Source organism: Methylotetracoccus oryzae (genome assembly GCF_006175985.1).
Lineage (GTDB): Bacteria > Pseudomonadota > Gammaproteobacteria > Methylococcales > Methylococcaceae > Methylotetracoccus > Methylotetracoccus oryzae.
Map to the genome: position 1 here is coordinate 34,062 of NZ_SRSH01000007.1, position 20,841 is coordinate 54,902.

The 20,841-nt window shown below is 63.0% G+C and carries 18 protein-coding genes and 1 other RNA gene; 16 read left to right on the forward strand and 3 right to left on the reverse strand.

The features are described from left to right. The first annotated feature begins 181 nt into the window (after window positions 1–181). From mfd to BWR02_RS08520, 6 genes are all read left to right on the forward strand, one after another. Window positions 182–3,658, forward strand: coding sequence for a transcription-repair coupling factor (gene mfd, locus BWR02_RS08495; RefSeq protein WP_139557468.1), 3,477 nt, complete (start codon window positions 182–184; stop codon window positions 3,656–3,658). A 111-nt stretch (window positions 3,659–3,769) separates the two neighbouring features. Further along, an RNA gene (ffs, locus tag BWR02_RS08500) (signal recognition particle sRNA small type) lies at window positions 3,770–3,866 on the forward strand. A gap of 41 nt (window positions 3,867–3,907) precedes the next feature. Beyond that, window positions 3,908–5,554: a DNA polymerase III subunit gamma/tau gene (gene dnaX / locus BWR02_RS08505; RefSeq protein ID WP_139557328.1), complete on the forward strand. Its 1,647-nt coding sequence runs from the start codon at window positions 3,908–3,910 to the stop codon at window positions 5,552–5,554. A 16-nt stretch (window positions 5,555–5,570) separates the two neighbouring features. Further along, a complete protein-coding gene (locus BWR02_RS08510) occupies window positions 5,571–5,900 on the forward strand; it encodes a YbaB/EbfC family nucleoid-associated protein (RefSeq protein ID WP_139557329.1) in 330 nt (109 codons plus the stop codon). 106 nt (window positions 5,901–6,006) lie between these two features. Beyond that, window positions 6,007–6,603 carry a recombination mediator RecR gene (recR, locus tag BWR02_RS08515; RefSeq protein WP_139557330.1) on the forward strand — a complete coding sequence of 199 codons (597 nt, stop codon included), beginning with the start codon at window positions 6,007–6,009 and terminating at the stop codon, window positions 6,601–6,603. A 17-nt stretch (window positions 6,604–6,620) separates the two neighbouring features. After that, window positions 6,621–6,965: a histidine triad nucleotide-binding protein gene (locus BWR02_RS08520; RefSeq protein WP_139557331.1), complete on the forward strand. Its 345-nt coding sequence runs from the start codon at window positions 6,621–6,623 to the stop codon at window positions 6,963–6,965. 50 nt (window positions 6,966–7,015) lie between these two features. On the opposite strand, the gene BWR02_RS08525 is transcribed toward BWR02_RS08520, so the two are convergent. After that, the gene (locus BWR02_RS08525) at window positions 7,016–7,441 is read right to left on the reverse strand and encodes a hypothetical protein (protein ID WP_139557332.1); all 426 of its coding nucleotides are present in this window, start codon (window positions 7,439–7,441) and stop codon (window positions 7,016–7,018) included. Window positions 7,442–7,705: 264 nt separating this feature from the next. Between BWR02_RS08525 and BWR02_RS08530 the strand changes: the two genes are divergently transcribed. After that, window positions 7,706–8,596: a 5'-nucleotidase gene (locus BWR02_RS08530; RefSeq protein ID WP_139557333.1), complete on the forward strand. Its 891-nt coding sequence runs from the start codon at window positions 7,706–7,708 to the stop codon at window positions 8,594–8,596. On the opposite strand, the gene epmB is transcribed toward BWR02_RS08530, so the two are convergent. Beyond that, window positions 8,597–9,574, reverse strand: a complete 978-nt coding sequence (gene epmB, locus BWR02_RS08535) for an EF-P beta-lysylation protein EpmB (protein WP_139557334.1) — start codon at window positions 9,572–9,574, stop codon at window positions 8,597–8,599. An 87-nt stretch (window positions 9,575–9,661) separates the two neighbouring features. Here epmB and efp point away from each other — a divergent pair, with 87 nt between their 5' ends. Together efp and epmA are read left to right on the forward strand one after the other, a co-directional pair. Then, window positions 9,662–10,228 carry an elongation factor P gene (efp, locus tag BWR02_RS08540; RefSeq protein WP_139557335.1) on the forward strand — a complete coding sequence of 189 codons (567 nt, stop codon included), beginning with the start codon at window positions 9,662–9,664 and terminating at the stop codon, window positions 10,226–10,228. Continuing rightward, window positions 10,218–11,216 carry an EF-P lysine aminoacylase EpmA gene (epmA, locus tag BWR02_RS08545; RefSeq protein ID WP_139557336.1) on the forward strand — a complete coding sequence of 333 codons (999 nt, stop codon included), beginning with the start codon at window positions 10,218–10,220 and terminating at the stop codon, window positions 11,214–11,216. The genes efp and epmA overlap by 11 nt, the downstream gene beginning before the upstream one ends. Before the next feature lie 29 nt (window positions 11,217–11,245). Here epmA and BWR02_RS08550 read toward each other — a convergent pair whose 3' ends face one another. Continuing rightward, window positions 11,246–12,049 carry a UDP-2,3-diacylglucosamine diphosphatase gene (locus tag BWR02_RS08550; RefSeq protein ID WP_328591510.1) on the reverse strand — a complete coding sequence of 268 codons (804 nt, stop codon included), beginning with the start codon at window positions 12,047–12,049 and terminating at the stop codon, window positions 11,246–11,248. Window positions 12,050–12,221: 172 nt separating this feature from the next. On the opposite strand from BWR02_RS08550, the gene rimP reads away from it, so the two are divergent. The 7 genes from rimP to pnp all read left to right on the forward strand — a co-directional run bounded on the left by rimP (window position 12,222) and on the right by pnp (window position 20,707). Next, entirely contained in the window at window positions 12,222–12,695 is a 474-nt protein-coding gene (gene rimP, locus BWR02_RS08555; RefSeq protein WP_129883611.1) for a ribosome maturation factor RimP, read from the forward strand. A 4-nt stretch (window positions 12,696–12,699) separates the two neighbouring features. After that, a complete protein-coding gene (gene nusA / locus BWR02_RS08560) occupies window positions 12,700–14,205 on the forward strand; it encodes a transcription termination factor NusA (protein WP_139557337.1) in 1,506 nt (501 codons plus the stop codon). A 23-nt stretch (window positions 14,206–14,228) separates the two neighbouring features. Continuing rightward, a complete protein-coding gene (infB, locus tag BWR02_RS08565; RefSeq protein ID WP_139557338.1) occupies window positions 14,229–16,847 on the forward strand; it encodes a translation initiation factor IF-2 in 2,619 nt (872 codons plus the stop codon). Between the two features lie 11 nt (window positions 16,848–16,858). Then, the gene (gene rbfA / locus BWR02_RS08570; protein ID WP_139557339.1) at window positions 16,859–17,230 is read left to right on the forward strand and encodes a 30S ribosome-binding factor RbfA; all 372 of its coding nucleotides are present in this window, start codon (window positions 16,859–16,861) and stop codon (window positions 17,228–17,230) included. Between the two features lie 44 nt (window positions 17,231–17,274). Beyond that, window positions 17,275–18,264, forward strand: a complete 990-nt coding sequence (gene truB / locus BWR02_RS08575) for a tRNA pseudouridine(55) synthase TruB (protein ID WP_236102052.1) — start codon at window positions 17,275–17,277, stop codon at window positions 18,262–18,264. Between the two features lie 23 nt (window positions 18,265–18,287). Then, entirely contained in the window at window positions 18,288–18,557 is a 270-nt protein-coding gene (gene rpsO, locus BWR02_RS08580) for a 30S ribosomal protein S15 (RefSeq protein WP_139557341.1), read from the forward strand. A gap of 62 nt (window positions 18,558–18,619) precedes the next feature. Continuing rightward, entirely contained in the window at window positions 18,620–20,707 is a 2,088-nt protein-coding gene (gene pnp / locus BWR02_RS08585) for a polyribonucleotide nucleotidyltransferase (protein ID WP_139557342.1), read from the forward strand. The last annotated feature ends 134 nt before the right edge of the window (window positions 20,708–20,841 follow it).

Consider the following 20,841-nt stretch of genomic DNA (forward strand, 5'->3'; position numbering starts at 1 on the left):
GGATGGGTGTGAACGCTTACGCCACGGTACGTGATTGCCGCTGGCAATCCCGCCTGACACAATAAGGAACCACGCGCCGTATCCCTTGCGACCCGCGAAGTCGGTGCCTTGCCGCGGATTCATCCGCGCCCTCCAACCCGATACGGCGATCCGGAACTTCCCAACCTGCCTGTTCGTGTTCATGTCCGACGACCCGACGCCTCCCTCCTCAGCATCGCCACTGGCCCCTCCCCTGCCCACCCGACAGCGGCGCTCGCTGACCTGGAGCGGCCTGCACGGCTGCGCAGACGCGCTGGCCCTCGCCGCGGCCGTCGCACACAGCGAGGAACTCCTTTTATTGGTGACGACCGACACGCAGACTGCGCTTCGGCTCGAGCACGAGATCGCTTTCTTCGCCGGCCCGAAGTGCACCATCCTGCCGTTCCCTGACTGGGAAACGCTGCCCTACGATGTGTTCTCGCCGCTGCCGGAGATCGTGTCACAGCGTCTGAAGACCTTGGCCGAACTCGGCGACCATCGCAAGGGAATACTGATTACGTCCGCCGGCACCTTGATGCAACGGCTGGCGCCCCGCAATCACATCGTCGGCAAGACGTTTGCGATCAAGCCCGGTAGCCGGATCGATCTGGCGGAGATTCGTCAGCGCCTGGAGAGTGTGGGCTATCAATGCGTGTCACAGGTGCTCCAGCACGGCGATTTCGCCGTACGCGGCTCCATCCTCGACCTGTTTCCGATGGGCAGCCACCACCCCTATCGGATCGAACTGTTCGACGACACCGTGGAATCGATCCGCACCTTCGATACGGAGACTCAGCGATCCATCGAACGCGTGCCGGCGATCAATCTGTTTCCGGCGCGGGAGTTTCCATTCGACGACGCGGCCATCAAGCACTTCCGACGCCAGTTCCGGGAACGCTTTCCGGAGGCTGCGCACCACAGCGACATCTACCAGGATGTCACCAAAGGCCTGGCACCTGGGGGCATAGAGTATTACCTGCCGTTGTTCGTCGAACAGACCGAGACGCTGTTCGATTACCTGCCGCCAGGCACCACAATCGTCCTGCATGGTGACGTCGCCGGCGCTGCCGCCGCCTTTCACGAGGAGGCGGTTGAACGCCACCGTCAGCGCGAAGGTCATCTGGACCGCCCTCCGCTGCTGCCTGAGCAGCTCTTTCTCGATGCTGCCGAACTCGATGCGCGCATTACGCGCTTCAGGCAAATCGGGATCGATCCCGCGAATGGGTCGACGCCGACCAGTGACACGATTGCATTCGATACGCCCCCGCTGCCGGTCGTCGCTCTCGATGCCAAGTCGGGGGAAGCCGCGGCCGCTTTGAAGGCTTTTCTGCAGCAGCTGTCGGGGCGTGTGCTGTTCGTTGCGGAAACGGCCGGTCATCGCGAAGCGTTGCGGGAAACGCTTGCGAAGTATGCGCTGCGCCCACGACTGTTCGATGGCTGGGGAGCGTTCCACGCCGCGGACGCGCCGCTCGGTCTCGTCATAGCGCCCGTCGAGCACGGGCTGTGGTGCCGGAGCCAGGGGCTGGCCGTCATCACCGAGACGCAACTCAGCGGTGAGCGGGCCCAGCAGCGCCGGCGCCGCCGACGCAGCAGCGAGCGCACCTTCGACCAGTTGCTGCGCGATCTCGAGGACCTCGAGATCGGCGGACCGGTGGTCCACCAGGATTACGGTGTCGGACGCTATCAGGGGCTGCAGCGGCTGACCGTCGGCGGCATCGACGGGGAGTTCCTGACGCTGGAATATGCCAATCAGGAAAAGGTCTACGTACCGGTCGCATCGCTGCACCTGATCGGTCGCTATAGCGGCGCCGCACCCGAAAGCGCACCGCTCCACAAGCTGGGCGGCGACCAGTGGCAGAAGGCCAAACGGCGCGCACTGGAGCGCGCCAAGGACGTGGCCGCCGAGTTGCTGGACATTTACGCCCGGCGCGCCGCTAAGGCGGGCCGCGGGTGCACCTTGGCGGCCGACGAATACGCAGCCTTCGCCGCGGGCTTTCCGTTCGAAGAGACGCCGGACCAGGAACAGGCCATCCAGGACGTCTTGCGCGGCATGTGCTCCGCGGAGCCGATGGATCGGGTCATCTGCGGAGATGTGGGCTTCGGCAAAACCGAGGTCGCGATGCGCGCTGCCTTCGTCGCCGCGCAAAACGGGCTGCAGACAGCCGTGCTGGTGCCGACGACCCTGCTCGCTCAGCAGCATTTCCAGAATTTCCGCGACCGCTTTGCCGATACTCCGGTGCGGGTCGAATTGCTATCGCGCTTCGTCGGGCGCAAGCAGCAGCAGGAGACGATCGACGCCGTGAAAGACGGCAAGGTGGACATTCTGATCGGCACCCACAAGCTGATGCAGAAGGGCATCGAATTCAAGCAGCTCGGCCTCGCCATCATCGACGAGGAGCATCGTTTCGGGGTTGCGCACAAGGAGCACTTCAAGAAACTCCGAACGGAACTCGATTTCCTGACGCTGACCGCGACACCGATCCCGCGCACTTTAAACATGGCGTTGTCGGGACTTCGGGACATTTCGATCATCGCGACCCCGCCGCCGAACCGGCATGCGATCAAGACCTTCGTCAGCGAATGGGAGGACGCGCTGGTCCAGGAAGCCATCCTGCGCGAGATCAAGCGCGGGGGTCAGGTCTACTTCCTGCACAACAAGATCGAAACGATGGAAAAGACCGCGGCCCGGCTGGAAGCGCTGGTCCCGGCCATTCGCCTGCGCATCGCCCACGGCCAGATGCCGGAGCGGGAACTCGAAAAGATCATGCTGGACTTCTATCACCAGCGCTTCAACGTACTGATGTGCACGACCATCATCGAGAGCGGCATCGACGTGCCTTCGGCCAACACGATCATCATCGATCGGGCGGACCTGCTCGGGCTGGCCCAGCTGCACCAGTTGCGCGGCCGCGTCGGCCGCTCGCATCACCGGGCCTACGCCTATCTGATCACGCCGCCGAAAAGTGCCATCACCGCAGATGCGCTGAAGCGCCTCGAAGCAATCGAAGCCTCGGGCGAGCTCGGCGCGGGCTTCGTACTGTCAACCCACGACCTTGAGATCCGCGGCGCCGGCGAACTGCTCGGCGACGAGCAAAGCGGGCAGATTCAGGAAATCGGCTTCGGACTGTACACCGAACTGCTGGAACGGGCGGTGGCCGCGTTGAAGTCGGGCAAGCAGCCGGAACTCGAACTTTCGCACGAGGCCGGTCCCGAGATCGATCTGCAGAGCCCCGCCCTGATCCCGGACGACTATCTGCCCGATGTACATAATCGGCTGGTGTTGTACAAGCGGATCGCAGGCGCCGGCAGCGCCGGAGAACTGCGCGATCTGCAGATCGAGATGATCGACCGCTTCGGACTCCTTCCGCCTGCCGCGAAGACACTGTTCAGCGTCGCCGAATTGAAGCTCCGCGCGCGGGAGCTGGGTATACAGAAGATCGAGGTTGGCCCGACCGGGGGTCGCATTCTGTTTGCGCCGAATCCGAACATCGACCCGGTCAAGATCATTCTCTTGATCCAGCAACCGGCCGGCAAGTACCGACTCGATGGCCCCGACAAACTCCGGTTCAATCAGAGCTTCGAAGGCCCGGAGGAAAAGGCCGCCTACCTCGAAGAACTGCTTGCCAAACTCGCCGCCTGACCCGATGCGCATGTCATCGACTGCCGCCCCTCTTGTAACGGCCTCCGGCCTGCGACATAATGGCTATCCTTTGCAAGGGCGCTCGATTCGGATGCCCTCGACAACGAATTGCGTCGGTCCCCTCGCAACGATACGTCGCAAACCCCGCCAGGCCCGGAAGGGAGCAACGGTAGCAACGAACTCGTGTGCCGAGGTGTGGCTGACGCTCCCCTCTCGCCGCTCTCTCCGTCCGCTGGTGGATCGCCGCCCATGGCTTATCTAGCCCTCGCGCGCAAGTGGCGTCCGCGAAACTTCGACGAAGTCGTCGGGCAAGAGCACGTCATCAAGGCGCTGAAGCACGCGCTGCAATTCGACCGAACCCATCACGCCTACCTGTTCGCCGGTACCCGCGGCGTCGGCAAGACCACGATTGCCCGGATTCTGGCCAAGGCACTGAACTGCCAGGCCCGCGACGGCTATAACCCCTGCGGATCCTGTGCCACCTGTCAGGAACTCGACGGCGGCCGTTTCGTCGATCTGATCGAGGTCGACGCCGCATCGCGCACCAAGGTGGAGGACACGCGCGACCTGCTGGAGAACGTCCAGTACGCCCCGAGCTACGGCCGCTACAAGGTGTACCTGATCGACGAAGTGCACATGCTCTCGGCGCATAGCTTCAACGCCCTGTTGAAGACCCTGGAGGAGCCGCCCCCCCATGTGCAATTCCTGCTGGCCACGACAGATCCGCAACGAATCCCGGTCACGGTCCTGTCGCGGTGCCTCCAGTTCAACCTGAAGCATCTCAGCGCCGAGCAGATCCGCGGCCAGTTGGAGCACATCGCGCAACAGGAGCACATCGACCACGACGCCAGCGCGTTGCGCGCCCTGTCGCGAGCCGCCGCCGGCAGCATGCGGGATGCACTGAGCCTGATGGATCAGGCGATCGTGCACGGCGGCGGCAGCTTGCGGGAAGCCGAGCTGAGTTCGATGCTCGGCACCGTTGCCCGAGAACCCGTATTCGGCTTGCTGACGGCCATCGCTGCGCAGGACGCTGAGGCCGTGCTGCAGCTGACCGCCGAGATTGCGCAGTACACACCTGATTTCACCGACGTACTGCAGCATCTTCTGGCGATCCTTCATCATGCCGCACTCGCGCAGTGGGCACCCGACATCCTGAAACGTGACGAGGACGCAGAACGCATCAAGGCTCTTGCCGAACAACTCAGTGCCGAAGACCTCCAGTTGTTCTACCAGATCGCCCTGATCGGACAACGCGACCTGCCGCTGGCCACGGATCCCCAGAGCGGATTCGAGATGGTTCTGCTGCGAATGCTGGCGTTCCGCCCCACCGTAAACTCGGTTCGAACTCCATTGCAAAGCGAGGCGCCAGTCCGGACGCCTAGTGCTGGTGCCGCTCCGCGCGTCAGGCATGAGCCGCCGGTCGCCCACGCGAACCCCGTTGTCGTCGATTCCGTCAGGCCGGTGCCGGGAGTGGCCGCACCGCCCGCCTCACCGGTGCGCGCCACCCCGGGCTCACCCAACAGCGAATGGGCGGGACTGATCGAAGCCACCGGGCTGGGTGGCATGGCGCGCGAGCTGGCCAGCCATTGCCTGCTGCGGACACTGACGCCCGAAGCCTGCCACCTGATTCTGGGCCGCCCTCAGGCGCATCTCCGAACACCCCAGGTCGAGAGCACGATCGAGGCAGCGCTGCGGAAACATCTGGCCACCCCGGTGAAGCTGACGATCAGTGTCGAAGGCGAAGTTGACGACACCCCGGCCATCCAGCAGCAGCGCGCGCGCGCGGAGCGGCAGCGCCGCGCTGAACTGACGATCGAGCAGGACGACAACGTGAAGGCCTTCAAAGAGTTGTTCGATGCCGAGATCGTCTCTGGCTCGATCCGTCCCTTGGACTGAACTGAGGAAAACGACCATGAAGAATCCCTTGGGCGCCTTGATGCAGCAGGCGCAGAAGATGCAGGAAAACTTTCAGAAGGCCCAGGAAGAACTGGCCAGTACCGAAGTACACGGCGAAGCCGGCGGCGGCTTGGTCAAGATCAACATGAACGGCAAGAAGGAGGTCCTGCGGGTCAGCATCGATGACAGTTTGCTGGCCAACGACCGGGACATGCTCGAAGACCTCGTCGCCGCGGCAGTGAACGATGCCGTCCGCCGTGTCAACAAGCTCAAGCAGGAGAAACTCTCCGGCCTGACCGGCGGCCTCGGCCTGGATCTGCCGGGCGATTTCAAGCTGCCTTTCTGATGCGCCGCGAGACCGGACTCTACCGGTTACACCACTGCGTGGCGCCCTCCGCTAGCCGCCGGGCAGCGCGAACCGAGCCAGCAGCGAGCATGATCCCCGACCCAGCATGAGAAAAAGCGGCGCTATTGTCGAACTCGTCAATGCCCTCCGATGCCTGCCTGGCGTGGGGCCGAAGTCGGCACAGCGGATGATGTTCCATCTGTTGCAGCGGGAGCGGGATGGTGCCGCGCGCCTTGCGACGGCACTCCAGAATGCCTTGGGCCAGGTCTCGCAGTGCCGCGAATGCCGTACCCTGACCGAATCGCCATTGTGCGACCTCTGCGCGAGCCCGACCCGCGACCGGACGCTGCTGTGCGTGGTGGAAACCCCGGCCGACGTGTATGCCATCGACGATGCAGCGAACTACGGAGGCCTGTTCTTCGTGCTGAATGGACGGCTGTCGCCGCTGGACGGCATCGGCCCGCAGGAACTGCGCCTCGATCACCTGGAGAACCGACTCCGCTCGGGGGAGGTGCGCGAAGTGATACTTGCGACGAATGCCACTGTTGAGGGCGAAGCGACCGCCCACTATGTCGCCGAAATGGCGCGCCATTTCGGTGTCCGGCCAAGCAGAATCGCCCATGGCGTGCCGTTCGGGGGCGAATTGGAGTACGTTGACGTGAATACCTTGTCCCACGCCTTCAAGGGCCGGCAGGAACTGTGACCCCGGAGGATCCAGCGATGTCCGAGTGTTTGTTTTGCAAGATGGTTGCCGGGGAAATCGCACCCGACATTGTTTACGAGACGTCGGAGGTACTCGCGTTTCGCGACATCCATCCGCAGGCGCCGGTCCACATCCTCGTCATCCCGAAGCGCCACATCGCCACCCTGGACGATTTCCCGGACGATCAGCCAGGTCTGGCCGCAGAATTGCTGACCGCGGCGCAGCGGGTCGCCGCCCAGTCAGGACTGGCGGAAAGCGGCTACCGAACCGTCATCAATTGTCGCGCAGACGCCGGGCAGGCAGTCTATCATCTGCATCTGCACGTGCTCGGCGGCCGCCGACTGCACTGGCCGCCCGGCTGAGCAATCCCGCCGCGCCAGCCTCCGAGGCTGCCGCAAACAGGGAAAAACGCCTACTCGTTGAAGTCGATACCGCCGACCGTCCAACTGGCCGCATTACCTTCCTCAGTGCCTGTGTACTGGATCTTGCAGGCGTACTTTTTTTCCACCAGTTTCTGATTCTCGTCCGGCGCACGGACCGTGGATCGAATCAGATAGGTCCGGTTGCCCAGCGCCCAAGCTTCATAGTCACTGCTATTCAGGTCGGCGCCGTCCCCCAGTTCGAATTCGTCCTTGAACGCGCTCTTGCAGTGGGTAAACGCGAAATCGGTGCGGGCATTACGAATGTTCCCGAGTTCCTCGTCCTCCTCGACACTGTCCTCGAAAAACATATCCGACTCAGCCACTTTGGTGACAAAGGGAATGACCCCCTTATTCTGGAAGAAATAGAGGCCAATGATGAATAAAATCAGCAAAATGGCCGAATGCTTTCTCCTCATCTGATCCCTCCTCGAAACGTCTAGCTTTGTCGACCGACTAAGCGACCCGCGGTGTGCCGCCGCCGAATGGTTCTTCAAACTCCGCAGCCATCGTGGCCGGTACGGCATCGGCGAAGGGTCGCGTCGCGCCTTGAAGCGCCACGCTGACAAGTACCCCGACCTCTGTGAGAATAAAGAAGGGCGCGATGATACCAAAGCACTGCGCGCCGGGAAATTCGGCCGCCACCCCCGATCGTGAAACAGCCACCGTTAAGACCCGCGACCATGCCGAATGACAGCAAGTTGGTCATCGCAATCTCATCGCGCGCCTTGTTCGACCTGGACGAGTCACACCGCGTCTTCGAAACCAGCGGCAAAGAGGCCTACTGCCGCTACCAGATCGAGCACGAAGACGAGGCCCTGGCGCCGGGCGTCGCGTTCCCCCTGGTCAGCAAGCTGCTGGCGCTCAATAATGAGCGCCCCTCACCTCTGGTCGAGGTGATCCTGATGTCGCGCAACAGCGCCGATACCGGCCTCAGGATCTTCAACTCGATCCGGCACCACGGACTGTCGATCAGCCGGGCAGCCTTCACGGGCGGTCAGACACCCTTCCAATACATCTCGGCGTTCGGGGCTCATCTGTTTCTTTCGGCGCATGCCGAGGATGTCGTCGCAGCGCTGGACGCCGGTCTAGCCGCTGCGACCATCATCGGGTCCAGCCCGCTCGGCAGCGCATCGGCCCAGTTGCGCATCGCGTTCGACGGGGATGCCGTGTTGTTCTCGGATGAGTCTGAACGGATCTACCAGGCGCAGGGCCTGGCTGCCTTCACCGAGAACGAAGCGGCGGCGGCCCGCACGCCCTTGTCGGGAGGGCCCTTCAAGGACTTTCTGGCGGCGCTGCACCATATCCAGACTCAGTTTGAAGCCGATCAGGCGCCGATCCGAACGGCATTGGTCACCGCCCGAGCGGCGCCAGCTCACGAGCGGGTGGTGCGTACCCTGCGCGCCTGGAATATCCGGATCGACGAGGCCCTATTCCTGGGGGGGATGGACAAGGGTTTGTTTCTACGCGCTTTCGGCGCGGATATCTTCTTCGATGATCAGCGCGGACACTGCGAATCCGCAAGCCGCCACGTGGCGACCGGCCACGTGCCTCACGGCATCACTAACCGCTGATCACAGCAGCGTCTTGTAGGGCTCGCCGGCGATCTCCCTGGCCAGCCGCGGCACCAGATACCCGGGCAGCCGGCGGCGCAGGGATTCGTGGATGGCCCGCGCGCGTTGGTCGCTCACGAGGAAATGCGCGGTGCCCGACGCCCGATCCAGTTGATGCAGGTAATACGGCAGCACCCCGGCCAGCGCGAGCCGGCGGTTCAGCGACGCCAGCACTTCGGCCTCATCGTTGATCCCGCGCAGCAATACGGCCTGATTCAGTAGCATGAAGCCTTTGTCCCGCAGTTGCTGCAGCCCGGCCAGAACCGCGCCGTCCACCTCGTTCGGATGATTCGCGTGGATCACCATCACCGTCACCAGCCGGCTGGAAGCCAAAGCATCAGTCAGGCCGTGCGTGACTCGTGACGGCAGCACGACCGGCAAGCGCGTATGGACCCGCAACGTCTGGAGATGCGGGATGGCCGCCAGCCGCCCGACCAGGTCGGACAACCGGGTATCGGACAGCACCAAGGGATCGCCGCCGCTCAGGATGACTTCACCGATCGATGGATCGGCGGCCAGGTAGCCCAAGGCCTCCGATTCCGCTTGCCGGCCGAGTTGGTATGCGCCGTAGGGGAAGCCGCGGCGGAAACAATAACGGCAGTTGATCGCGCAGGCACCGGTGGTCACCAACAAGGCCCGGCCTTGGTATTTGTGCAACACGCCGGGCACTACCGCAGCAGCCTGATCGCCGACCGGATCGGCGGTGAACCCGGGGGCGCCGAACAGTTCCTCCCGGGCTGGCAGGACCTGCAACAGCAGGGGATCGCGCGGATCGCCGCGGCGCATGCGGTCGGCATAGCTGCGGGTGACGCGGAACCCAAAGGCCTGCGCAGCGGTCGCATCGGCGAGCTCTGAATCCTCGAGGCCCAGATGGGCGAGCAAGGCCCCAGGGTCGGTGAAGCACTCGGCCAGGTCGGCCTGCCAGCGAAAGGTAGTCACCTGCGAATGGGTATCGGCTTGTCGTCAGGGGAAAGGCCGGCATTATAATGGCCGGCTTTATCGAAAACTCCGAACGACGAGGAAAAGATGGCTCTTATCAGCACCAGTGAATTCAAGGGCGGACTCAAGGTCATGCTTGACGGCGACCCGTGCACGATACTCGAGAACGAGTTCGTCAAGCCGGGTAAGGGCCAGGCTTTCAATCGCGTCCGGCTGCGCAACCTGAAAACGGGCCGTGTGGTCGAGCGAACCTTCAAGTCGGGTGACACGCTCGAAGGCGCCGACGTGGTCGATACGGACATGCAGTACCTCTATAGCGACGGCGAGCAGTGGCACTTCATGGCACCGGAAACGTTCGAGCAGCATGGTGCTGACGCCAACGCCGTCAGCGACGCCGTGAAGTGGCTCAAGGAACAGGACATGTGTACGGTCACACTGTTCAACGGCTCGCCGATCGCCGTCAGCCCGCCGAACTTCGTCGAACTGACGATCACCGAGACCGATCCGGGCATCCGCGGCGACACCTCGGGCGGCGGCGGCAAGCCGGCGACGCTCGAAACCGGTGCGGTGGTGCGCGTCCCGCTGTTCGTCCAGACCGGCGAAGTCATCAAGGTCGACACCCGCACCGGCGAATACGTCTCGCGTGTCAAGTAGTCGCGACTGGGCACCCGCAGCGTCGCCCGACGCGCTGCGGGCACGCGCGGCCATGCTCCGTGCCATCCGCGCCTTCTTTGCCGATCGAGAGGTCCTCGAAGTCGAAACCCCGCTGCTGGCGGCCCGCAGCGCGACCGAACCGCACCTGGTTCCCTTCGAAACACTGTTTCGCCCCGCCGGGGGTGGAGCAGGTTTGCAGCAACGGTTATTCCTGCAGACCTCCCCCGAATTCGCGATGAAGCGACTGCTGGCCAGCGGCCTCGGCTCGATCTACCAGATCTGTAAAGCTTTTCGGAACGAGGAGCGCGGTCGGTTGCACAACCCCGAGTTCACCCTGCTTGAATGGTATCGCGTAGGCTTCAGCCTGAACGAACTGATTCGGGAAACGGAAAGCCTGCTCCGCGGCCTGTTGACTCCGTCGCGCCCAACCATCCGTTCCTTTTGCTGCGACTACCGCTCACTGTTCGAACAAGAGGTCGGCACCGATCCGATCAACGCTGATTTTCCTGCCCTGGCGCGGGCCGCCGAACGCCTGGGTTATCCCGAGGCCGCGGTCCTGTGCGCCGAGGCGCGTCCCGTCTGGCTGGATTTTCTATTCAGCCAGGGCGTGCAGCCAAAGCTTGCGGACTGGGATCTGGTGTTCGTGACGGATTTTCCGGCATGCCTGCCGTCGCTGGCCCGCAACCATCCGGACAATCCGGCCATCGTCGAGCGCGTCGAAGTCTTCATCGACGGCATCGAACTCGGCAACGGCTTTCACGAGCTTGCGGATCCAGTCGAACAGGCGCGCCGTTTCGAGGAGGACATGGCCGCGCGCCGGGCACTCGGCCTGCACGAACCGGAAAAAGACGTGCGCCTGCTGGCGGCGCTGGCGGCGGGTTTGCCGGACTGTTCCGGGATCGCTATCGGGCTGGACCGGCTCCTCATGGGGATCCTGGGTGCCTCACATATCGAAGACGTGCTTGCCTTTCCGGTCGAACGCGCCTGACCGCCGGCAGCATGTTCCCGACTCACGGCTCAGGGTCCGGCGTCAACCGCCTCGAAATGGTAGCCGTCGGGGCCCCACGCCAGAACGGGCCGTCCCGTTATCCATTCCGCCAGCACGATGCGCTGCGCGATCCGTTCGCCGAGCGTTGTCTCATGCACCGCCGGTCGGTGCGTATGACCGTGAATGAGCCGTTCGACACCGAACTTCTGCAGGGTCTGGACCACGGTACCGGGGTTGACATCCATGATCTCCGCCGTCGTGGCCCCCTTGTGCCGACTGCTGCGGAAGCGGTACCAGCGCGCGTATAGGCGCCGCGCGAACAAGGGCTTTCCGAGAGCATTGGCCTTCCACTCCTCGGTCCTGACACGCTGCCGCGCGGCCTGGTAGCGCACGTCGTCGGTACACAGCAGGTCACCGTGGGTCAGCAGGGTCGGCGTACCGTAGAGGTCGATGACGGCGTAGTCGCCCAGCAGTTCGATTCCGGCGGCCGCGCCAAAGCGCGGACCGAGCAGAAAATCGCGGTTGCCGTGCTGAAAGTGGACGCGTGTGCCGCGGTCAGCCAGGGCTCGGAGCGCACGACGAACCACACCGTTGGGGAATCGGTCATCGTCGTCGCCGATGTAGGCATCGAACAGATCTCCGAGAATAAAGAGCGCCTCCGCACGGGGCGCTCGCCACTCCAGAAAATCCAGAAAAGCCCGAACGATCTCCGGACGCACCGCTGCCAGGTGCAGGTCGGAGATGAATAGGGTCTCACGTTGCATACCGTCAGCCTCGGCGGCACTGACCGGCACCGGCCGGCTGGCGCAGCGGCAGGTCACCTCGGCCTTCATTCAAAACATCGAAACAACGTGGTATCATACTCGTTGTGGTAGGCCACCCGGTGCTTGACCGGGACGGGGTGGCAGGAACAACCCCTTCGGGGGTTTTTTAGTTTCTGTGCGACAGATAACCATGGGCCTTGAGCCCATTTTTTGTTTGGCAGCGAGCAAATTTAGATCCGTGATGGTTGGCAAAGAGTCCGATCGCCTGACTCAGCTCATCGAGCCGATTGTGGCACAACTCGGTTACGAGTTGGTCGGCATTGAATTCGACGGGCGAAGCCGCGTGCTGCGCGTCTACATCGACCGCGCAGAGGGCATCGTCGTTGACGATTGTTCCCGGGTCAGCTACCAGGTCAGCGGCATGCTGGATGTCGAAGACCCGATCCCCGGTCAATACCAGCTAGAAGTGTCGTCGCCAGGGCTCGACCGACCCCTGTTCACGCTGAGTCACTTCGAACGCTTCATCGGGTCTATCGCCAACATCCGGCTCCGGATGCCCGTCGACAACCGCCGGCGAGTCAAGGGCCGGATTGTCGGCGTGGAAGGCGAAGAGATCCTGGTGGAAGAGGATACGGGCACACTGCGACTGCCCTACGGCGCGATCGACCGGGCGCGGCTGGTACCCGAATTCCAGAAGACAACGAATAAAGGATGACGCCATGGCCAATAAAGAGATACTGCTTGTCGTCGATGTGGTCTCGAACGAGAAGGACATCGAGAAGGAAGTCATTTTTGGTGCCATAGAGGACGCCTTGAAGACGGCGACCATCCGGCGCCATGAGAACCGTATCGATGCCCGGGTTTCCATCGACCGCAAGACCGGCGACTATGAGACGTTCCGGCGTTGGGAAGTGATCGAACCCACCGAGGAGTTCCCGGATGCGCCGGAATTCCCCGAGAAGCAGATCTTTCTGGACGAAGCGCGCCAGCGCGATCCCGCACTCTTGCCCGGTGACTTCATCGAGGAACCGATCGAGTCCATCGAGTTTGGACGCATCGCCGCCCAGACCGCCAAACAGGTCATCGTGCAGAAAGTGCGCGAGGCTGAACGGCGCAAGATCCATCAGGAATGGGAAGGCCGGATCGGCGAACTCGTCACGGGCATCGTCAAGCGCGTCGAACGCGGGAACGTCATCCTGGACCTCGGCGGTAACGTCGAGGCGCTGATTCCTCGCGACGAGATGATTCCCCGCGAAGCGGTGCGCTCCGGCGACCGACTGCGTGGGCTGCTGCGCGCGGTCCGTAACGAGCCCCGCGGCCCTCAGCTTTTCCTCAGCCGCAGCGCGCCGGAATTGCTGATCGCCCTGTTTCGACTGGAGGTCCCGGAGGTCGGCGAGAACGTCATTGAAATCAAGGGCGCGGCTCGCGACCCGGGCATCCGGGCCAAAGTCGCGGTGAAGAGCAACGATCCCCGGCTCGACCCCGTCGGCGCCTGCGTCGGCATGCGCGGTTCCCGCGTGCAGGCCGTGTCGAACGAACTCGCCGGCGAACGCGTCGACATCATCTTGTGGAACGAGAACGAAGCCCAGTTCGTGATCAATTCGATGTCGCCGGCCGAAATCGTGTCGATCGTCGTCGACGAGGACCGCCATTCCATGGACATCGCCGTTGCCGACGAGAACCTGTCCCAGGCCATCGGACGCAATGGACAGAACGTGCGGCTAGCCAGCCAGCTGACCGGCTGGGAGCTCAACGTCATGAGCGCGACCCAGGCGGAAGCAAAGAATGAGGAAGAGGCCCTGAAGCTGATCGCCTCGTTCATGACTCAGCTCGAAGTGGATGAAGACGTCGCACAGATCCTGGTTCGAGAGGGCTTTTCGAGCATCGAAGAGCTCGTCTACGTGCCGACCAAGGAGATGCTGGAGATCGAAGAGTTCGATGAGGAACTGGTCGAGGAACTGCGTAATCGCGCCCGCGACGCACTGCTGATCAAGGCCATCGCGACCGAAGAGAAAATCGAAACCACGCAGCCGGCTCAGGACCTTCGCGACCTGGAAGGAATGGACGACGAAACCGCCGAGCGATTGGCCGCAGCCGGCATCCATACCGTTTCCGACCTGGCGGACCTGGCCGTGGATGAGTTGATGGAAATCGACGGGATGAGCGAGGAGCGCGCCGCGGATTTGATCATGCAGGCGCGTTCCCCGCTGTTTGCTGAGGGTTAGGCTACAACGACAGAGGCCGAGAAATGAGCGACGTAACCGTACGACAATTAGCAGAAGTCGTTGGCATCCCCCTGGATCGACTGTTGACGCAGCTCGGCGAAGCCGGGCTGGCGGTGGCGGAACCCGACGATGTCCTCAGCGACAGCGAAAAACTGAAGCTACTCGCCCACCTGCGCCAGAGTCATGGCAAGGAAAAAGGCGACGCGGTCGAGCCGACCCGAGTGACGTTGCAACGCCGCACCGTCAGCGAGTTGAAGCAGGGCAAGATTCCCGGTAAGGGCGTCAAGACCATCAGCGTCGAGGTGCGTAAGCGCAAGACCTATGTCAAGAAGAGCGAGCTGCCCGAGTCGAGCGAGCGCAAGACCGAAGCGGAGAAGGCGCGCCAGGCTTTAGACGAGCAACAGCGCGAGATCGAAGCGCAGGAAGCCCAGCGCCGCGAGCTCGAGGAGGCACGCCGTCAGCGCGCACTGGAAGAGGAAGAACGCCGCCGCGCGGCCGAAGAGGCCCGGCAGGCGGAGCTGGCAAAGCGGGCCGAGGCCGAGAAGGCAGTCGAGGTTATCCAGCCGGAGGCGGAAGTAACGGCAGCACCCGAACCGGTTATTCCCATCGAGGTTCCTGTCGAGAAGCCCGCCGCGCGTCCGTCCGTACCCACGCCGCCCCCCGCGTCGCCGATCCCACCGGCAGCGCCCCGCCCGCCTTCCGAGGCGGATATCCGCCGCGCGAAAAAGAAGGGGAGCGCCGGCAAAGGCCAAGTTGGTGAATACCAGGAGGAGACCACTGAAACCGAAAGCTCTGGCAAATTCAACAAGCGCCGCAAGTTCAAGCCCAGTCGCCCGGTCGTGCTACCGGAACAGCGGCACGGTTTCGAACGCCCGACCGCGCCGATGATCAGGGAAGTTCAGGTTCCGGAGATGATCACCGTCTCCGACCTGGCGATGCGCATGTCGGTGAAGGCTACGGAGGTCATCAAGAACCTCATGCGTCTGGGCGTCATGGCTACGATCAATCAACCCCTCGATCAGGAGACAGCCATGCTCGTGGTCGAAGAAATGGGCCACAAACCGATCGCGCAAGCCGAGGACAATCTCGAGGCAGAGTTGGTTCATGCGATGGCCGGTGAAGCGGAAAGCGAACATCGCGCCCGGCCGCCAGTGGTCACCATCATGGGCCATGTCGACCACGGCAAGACGTCGCTGCTCGACCACATCCGCAAGAGCCGCGTCGCGGCCGGTGAGGCAGGCGGCATCACCCAGCACATTGGTGCCTACCAGGTCCGCACCGACCGGGGCTCGGTGACCTTCCTGGATACCCCCGGCCACGCCGCATTCACCGCCATGCGTGCCCGCGGCGCGCGGGTCACCGACATCGTCGTGCTGGTCGTCGCGGCCGACGATGGCGTGATGCCCCAGACGAAGGAGGCGGTCGAGCACAGCCGAGCCGCCGGCGTCCCGCTGGTCGTCGCCATCAACAAGATCGACAAACCCGACTCCGACCCCGATCGCGTCAAGCAGGAATTGGTGGTTCTGAACGTGGTGCCCGAGGAATGGGGCGGCGACACGCAGTTCGTGAGCGTCTCGGCGAAAACCGGGGTCGGTATCGACGACCTGCTGGAAGCCATCCTGTTGCAGGCCGAAGTCCTCGAACTCAGCGCCCCCTACGAGTTGCCGGCCAGCGGTGTGGTACTGGAATCCAAGCTGGAAAAAGGCCGTGGCCCCGTGGCCGACCTGCTGATCCAGAAGGGCACACTGCACAAGGGGGACTTCATCCTCTGCGGCCGCGAATTCGGCCGCGTGCGAGCGATGTTCAACGAGAACGGCAAGCCCCTCAAGGAAGGCGGACCGTCGAGCCCGGTCGAGATCCTCGGTTTATCCGGCGCCCCCGAGGCCGGCGACGAATTCATCGTCGTAGCCGACGAACGCAAGGCACGCGAGATCGCGATGCACCGCGAAGAGAAGCTCCGCAGCACGAAGCTGGCGGCCCAGGCGGCCACCAAGCTCGAGGACGTATTCTCGAGGATGGGAACCGAAGAAGCCGTCGAGCTTGCGCTCGTCATCAAGACAGATGTTCAGGGCAGCCTCGAGGCGCTGCGCGGCGCGCTGACCGAACTGACCACCGATAAGGTCCGCGTTCGCGTGATTTCCGGCGGCGTCGGCGGCATCACCGAAACGGATGCCAATCTTGCCCTTGCGTCCAACGCGATCATCATCGGCTTCAACGTCCGGGCTGACGCCACCGCACGCAAACTGATCGAAGAGCGCGGTATCGACCTGCATTATTACAGTGTGATCTACGAGGCCATCGACGAGGTCAAGAAGTCGATCACCGGTATGCTGGAGCCCGAGTACAAGGAACAGATCGTCGGCATTGCCGAGGTCCGCGAGGTGTTCCGTTCGTCGAAATTCGGCACGATCGCGGGCTGCATGGTCATTGACGGTCATGTGAAGCGGAACCTGCCGATTCGCGTACTCCGCGACAACGTCGTGATATTCGAGGGGCAATTGGAATCTCTGCGCCGTTTCAAGGATGACGCCAGCGAAGTCAAGGCCGGTATGGAATGCGGCATCGGCGTCAAGAACTATAACGACGTCAAGGTCGGCGACCAGATCGAAGCTTACGAGCGAGTGCTGGTTCAACCGCGCTAGAGCCGACACCGATGCCCAGAGAGTTCAGCCGGAATGTGCGGGTCGCTTCCCAGTTGCAGCGGGAACTGGCTGAGCTGCTGCGCAGCGAAGTCAGGGATCCGCGCCTGGGGATGGTGACGGTCAGCGACGTCGAGGTCACACGCGACCTGTCGGTCGCCAAAGTCTATGTGAGTTTTCTCGGTGCCCAGCAGACGAACAACGAGTCGCTGAAATTGCTGGCCGGGCTCGCCCCATTGCTGCGGCACGAGGTCGCCCGTCGGATGCGGATGCGGGTGATTCCGGAGCTGCGGTTCATTTTCGACGATTCGGTCGAGCGCGGGCTACACATGGATGCGGTGATCGACAGTCTGCATCTTCCCAAATCCGACCCGCACGACACGTGATGGCTCAGCGGCCACGGCGCCCGCAGTTCAAGCTACACGGCGTATTGCTGCTCGACAAGCCCACCGGCCTGACGTCGAACGCTGCAGTGCAGCGTGTGCGACATCTCCTCTGTGCCCATAAAGCCGGGCACACCGGCAGCCTCGATCCACTGGCCTCCGGTGTGCTGCCGATCTGTTTGGGCGAAGCCACCAAGCTGGCAGGCTACCTGCTGGATACCGACAAGCGCTACCGAACCACGATCCGTCTTGGCGTGACCACCGATACCGCCGATGCCACCGGTCAGGTCATCGCCACAGCCCCGATCCCGCCGCTCGACGCCGCGCTTCTGGAAAGTGTGCTCGCCGGCTTCCGCGGCACGATCGACCAGGTACCGCCCATGTATTCAGCGCTCAAACAGGGTGGCGTCCGGCTTTATGAACTTGCACGACGCGGCATCCACGTCGAACGTCAGAGTCGCCGTCTCGATATCCATGAGTTGCGGCTCGTGAACTTTACGGCTGATAGTCTGGAGCTGGATGTCCATTGCTCCAAGGGCACCTACATCCGCGTTCTGGCCGAGGATATCGGGCACGCGCTGAGCTCCGGCGCCCACATGGAAACACTGCGCCGGACCGCTGTCGGCCCATGGACGCTGAGCCAGGCCTGCCCTCTTCAGGCGCTCGAAGCACTGACCCCGGACGAGCGCCTATCCCGCATCGCGCCGATGGACCTGCTGGTCCCCGACTTCCCGCGCGTCGATTGCGACGACCCGCTCCGCACCCGGCTCCAGCAGGGCCAGGTCATGCCGGCACCGGCCGTCCTTACCGACGGACTGGTCCGGCTGTACGACAGCAAGGGAAGCTTTTTCGGGATCGGCACCGCAGCAGAGGGCAAACTGGCCCCGCAGCGCATGTTCAACCTCGACTCACCGTCCGCCGTGACCTCCGTCACTGTCGGCACCGACGGTGCTGCCCGTGCGGCTGCCGAGCCGACGCTCGGCTCAGCACCTTGTTCGTCGGCGACAGGTCACGTTAAAATACCCAATTGTTTTTAGAACAGGTCCTTCAGGAGTTCGCCGTGGCATATACCGCCGTTGAGAAGCACGCCGTCATGGAGCAATACCAGCGCTCCGCCAACGACACCGGATCACCCGAGGTTCAGGTCGCTCTGCTGACCGCCCGGATCAACCATTTGAGCCCGCACTTCGCGGCTCACAAGAAAGATTTCCACTCCCGTCGCGGCCTGTTGCGGCTTGTGAATCAGCGCCGGAAGCTGCTGGATTATCTGAAGAACAAAGACGTCGACCGCTATCGCTCGCTGATCGAAAGCCTCGGCCTGCGGAAGTAAGACCGGGCTCGTCCTGGTCCATCGCGCCTGATTCAGATATCACTCCAGCATAAGGAAACGTCGTGAACCCCTTTCGAAAGCAATTTCAGTTCGGACCGCACACCGTCACCTTCGAGACCGGGGAAATCGCGCGTCAGGCTGACGCCGCCGTCATGGTGGAAATGGCCGGAACCGTCGTGCTGGTCACTGCGGTGGGAAGAAAAGAGGCGTCAGCGCATGGCGATTTCTTCCCGCTGACGGTCAACTACCAGGAAAAAACCTACGCCGCAGGGCGCATCCCCGGAGGGTTTTTCAAGCGCGAGGGCCGTCCGAGCGAAAAGGAAACGCTGACCGCGCGCCTGATCGATCGTCCGATTCGGCCACTGTTCCCCGATGGGTTTACGAACGAGGTCCAGGTCGTCGCGACCGTGATGTCGCTGAACCCCGAGATCGACCCCGACATCCCTTCCCTGCTCGGTGCCTCAGCTGCACTGTCCCTGAGTGGCCTACCCTTCCAGGGTCCGATCGGGGCCGCGCGCGTCGGCTATATCAACGGCGAATACGTACTCAATCCGAGCGCCACGCTCTTGGAGGACTCCCAGCTCGATCTGGTCGTCGCCGGCACCGAACATGCCGTGCTGATGGTCGAGTCCGAGGCCGATGTCCTGTCCGAGCAGACGATGCTCGGCGCTGTGCTGTTTGGGCATCGCGAGTTGCAGGCAGCGGTCAAGGCCATCCAGGAACTGGTCGCCGAAGTCGGACCCAAGACATGGCCATGGACGCCGCCAGCGGTCGATGAAGGATTGCGCAGCGCCCTCGCCTCCGTCGCCAAGGCGGCGCTGGCAGAAGCCTATCAGATCCCCGAGAAGCTCGTCCGCCAGCAGCAGGTCCGCGCCGCCCGGGATGCGGCCGTGCAGGCTTTGACCCAGGATGGGCAATATGGCGAAAAGGCGGTGATCCGCGAGTTCGAGAAACTCGAGGAACACATCGTCCGGAGCAACATCCTCGATCACAAGCGCCGTATCGACGGTCGGGATCTGGCCACGGTGCGCCCGATCTACATTCGTACCGGCGTTCTCCCCCGTACCCATGGCTCGGCCCTGTTCACGCGTGGCGAAACGCAGGCGTTGGTGGTAGCCACGCTGGGATCGGGTCGCGACGCTCAGTTGATCGACGCGATCGAAGGCGAGTATCGCGAGTCGTTCATGCTGCATTACAACTTCCCGCCGTATTGCGTGGGCGAGACAGGTGCGATTGGCTCGCCGAAACGGCGAGAGATCGGCCATGGGCGTTTGGCCAAGCGCGGTGTGCAGGCCATCATGCCTGACACCGATGAGTTTCCCTACGTAATCCGGGTGGTCTCGGAAATCACCGAGTCCAACGGTTCCAGCTCGATGGCATCGGTTTGCGGTGCCAGCCTGGCCTTGATGGACGCCGGCGTCCCGACAAAGGCACCCGTGGCCGGCATCGCCATGGGCCTGATCAAGGAAGACAGCGGCTTCGCCGTCCTGTCCGACATCATGGGTGACGAGGATCACCTGGGCGACATGGACTTTAAGGTTGCCGGGACCAGCGAGGGTGTCACGGCGCTGCAAATGGACATCAAGATCGACGGCATCACGCCCGAGATCATGGAAGTCGCGCTGGAGCAGGCCAAAGCCGGCCGACTGCACATCCTGGAGAAGATGGCGGCAGTCCTCCCCACGCCGCGCCACGAAATGTCCGACTACGCTCCACGGATCATGAGCTTCACGATCGATCCCAGCAAGATCCGTGAAGTGATCGGTAAGGGAGGCAGCACCATTCGCGCCATCACCGAGGAAACCGGTGCCCAGATCGACATATCGGACGAGGGTGTGATCAAGATTGCGTCGGTCGACAAGCAGGCCGGGATGGAAGCGCGGCGCCGCATCGAGGAAATCACCGCTGAAGTCGAGGTCGGGAAGATCTACGAAGGTAAGGTTGCCCGCCTGATGGATTTCGGAGCATTCGTAACCATCCTGCCGGGCAAGGATGGGTTGGTGCATATTTCCCAGATCTCCGACGAGCACGTCGAACGGGTCAGCGACAAGCTCTCCGAAGGCGACATGGTCAAGGTCAAAGTGCTTGAAATCGACCGTCAGGGGCGTGTACGCCTCAGCATGAAGGCGGTGCCGACCGACGGCGAGTAAGATCTTGTGAAAGTCTAGGGGATGGGGGTGCAGGCGTCGTTTGGCGCTTCTGACATCGCCCCGTCCAAAAAAAAACCCAGGTCGCAAAACTGGGTTTTTTATTTCTACTGCCGGGAAGGCTGCGGCCGACGATC

What these genes read in the sequence shown, in the direction of transcription:
- BWR02_RS08550 (WP_328591510.1), bottom strand. Translation starts at nt 12,049, where the DNA reads ATGAAGGCCGAGGTGACCTGCCGCTGCGCCAGCCGGCCGGTGCCGGTC.
- BWR02_RS08525 (WP_139557332.1), bottom strand. Translation starts at nt 7,441, where the DNA reads ATGAGGAGAAAGCATTCGGCCATTTTGCTGATTTTATTCATCATTGGC.
- dnaX (WP_139557328.1), top strand. Translation starts at nt 3,908, where the DNA reads ATGGCTTATCTAGCCCTCGCGCGCAAGTGGCGTCCGCGAAACTTCGAC.
- rimP (WP_129883611.1), top strand. Translation starts at nt 12,222, where the DNA reads ATGGTTGGCAAAGAGTCCGATCGCCTGACTCAGCTCATCGAGCCGATT.
- BWR02_RS08520 (WP_139557331.1), top strand. Translation starts at nt 6,621, where the DNA reads ATGTCCGAGTGTTTGTTTTGCAAGATGGTTGCCGGGGAAATCGCACCC.
- efp (WP_139557335.1), top strand. Translation starts at nt 9,662, where the DNA reads ATGGCTCTTATCAGCACCAGTGAATTCAAGGGCGGACTCAAGGTCATG.
- infB (WP_139557338.1), top strand. Translation starts at nt 14,229, where the DNA reads ATGAGCGACGTAACCGTACGACAATTAGCAGAAGTCGTTGGCATCCCC.
- recR (WP_139557330.1), top strand. Translation starts at nt 6,007, where the DNA reads ATGAGAAAAAGCGGCGCTATTGTCGAACTCGTCAATGCCCTCCGATGC.
- rbfA (WP_139557339.1), top strand. Translation starts at nt 16,859, where the DNA reads ATGCCCAGAGAGTTCAGCCGGAATGTGCGGGTCGCTTCCCAGTTGCAG.
- BWR02_RS08510 (WP_139557329.1), top strand. Translation starts at nt 5,571, where the DNA reads ATGAAGAATCCCTTGGGCGCCTTGATGCAGCAGGCGCAGAAGATGCAG.
- nusA (WP_139557337.1), top strand. Translation starts at nt 12,700, where the DNA reads ATGGCCAATAAAGAGATACTGCTTGTCGTCGATGTGGTCTCGAACGAG.
- mfd (WP_139557468.1), top strand. Translation starts at nt 182, where the DNA reads ATGTCCGACGACCCGACGCCTCCCTCCTCAGCATCGCCACTGGCCCCT.
- BWR02_RS08530 (WP_139557333.1), top strand. Translation starts at nt 7,706, where the DNA reads ATGCCGAATGACAGCAAGTTGGTCATCGCAATCTCATCGCGCGCCTTG.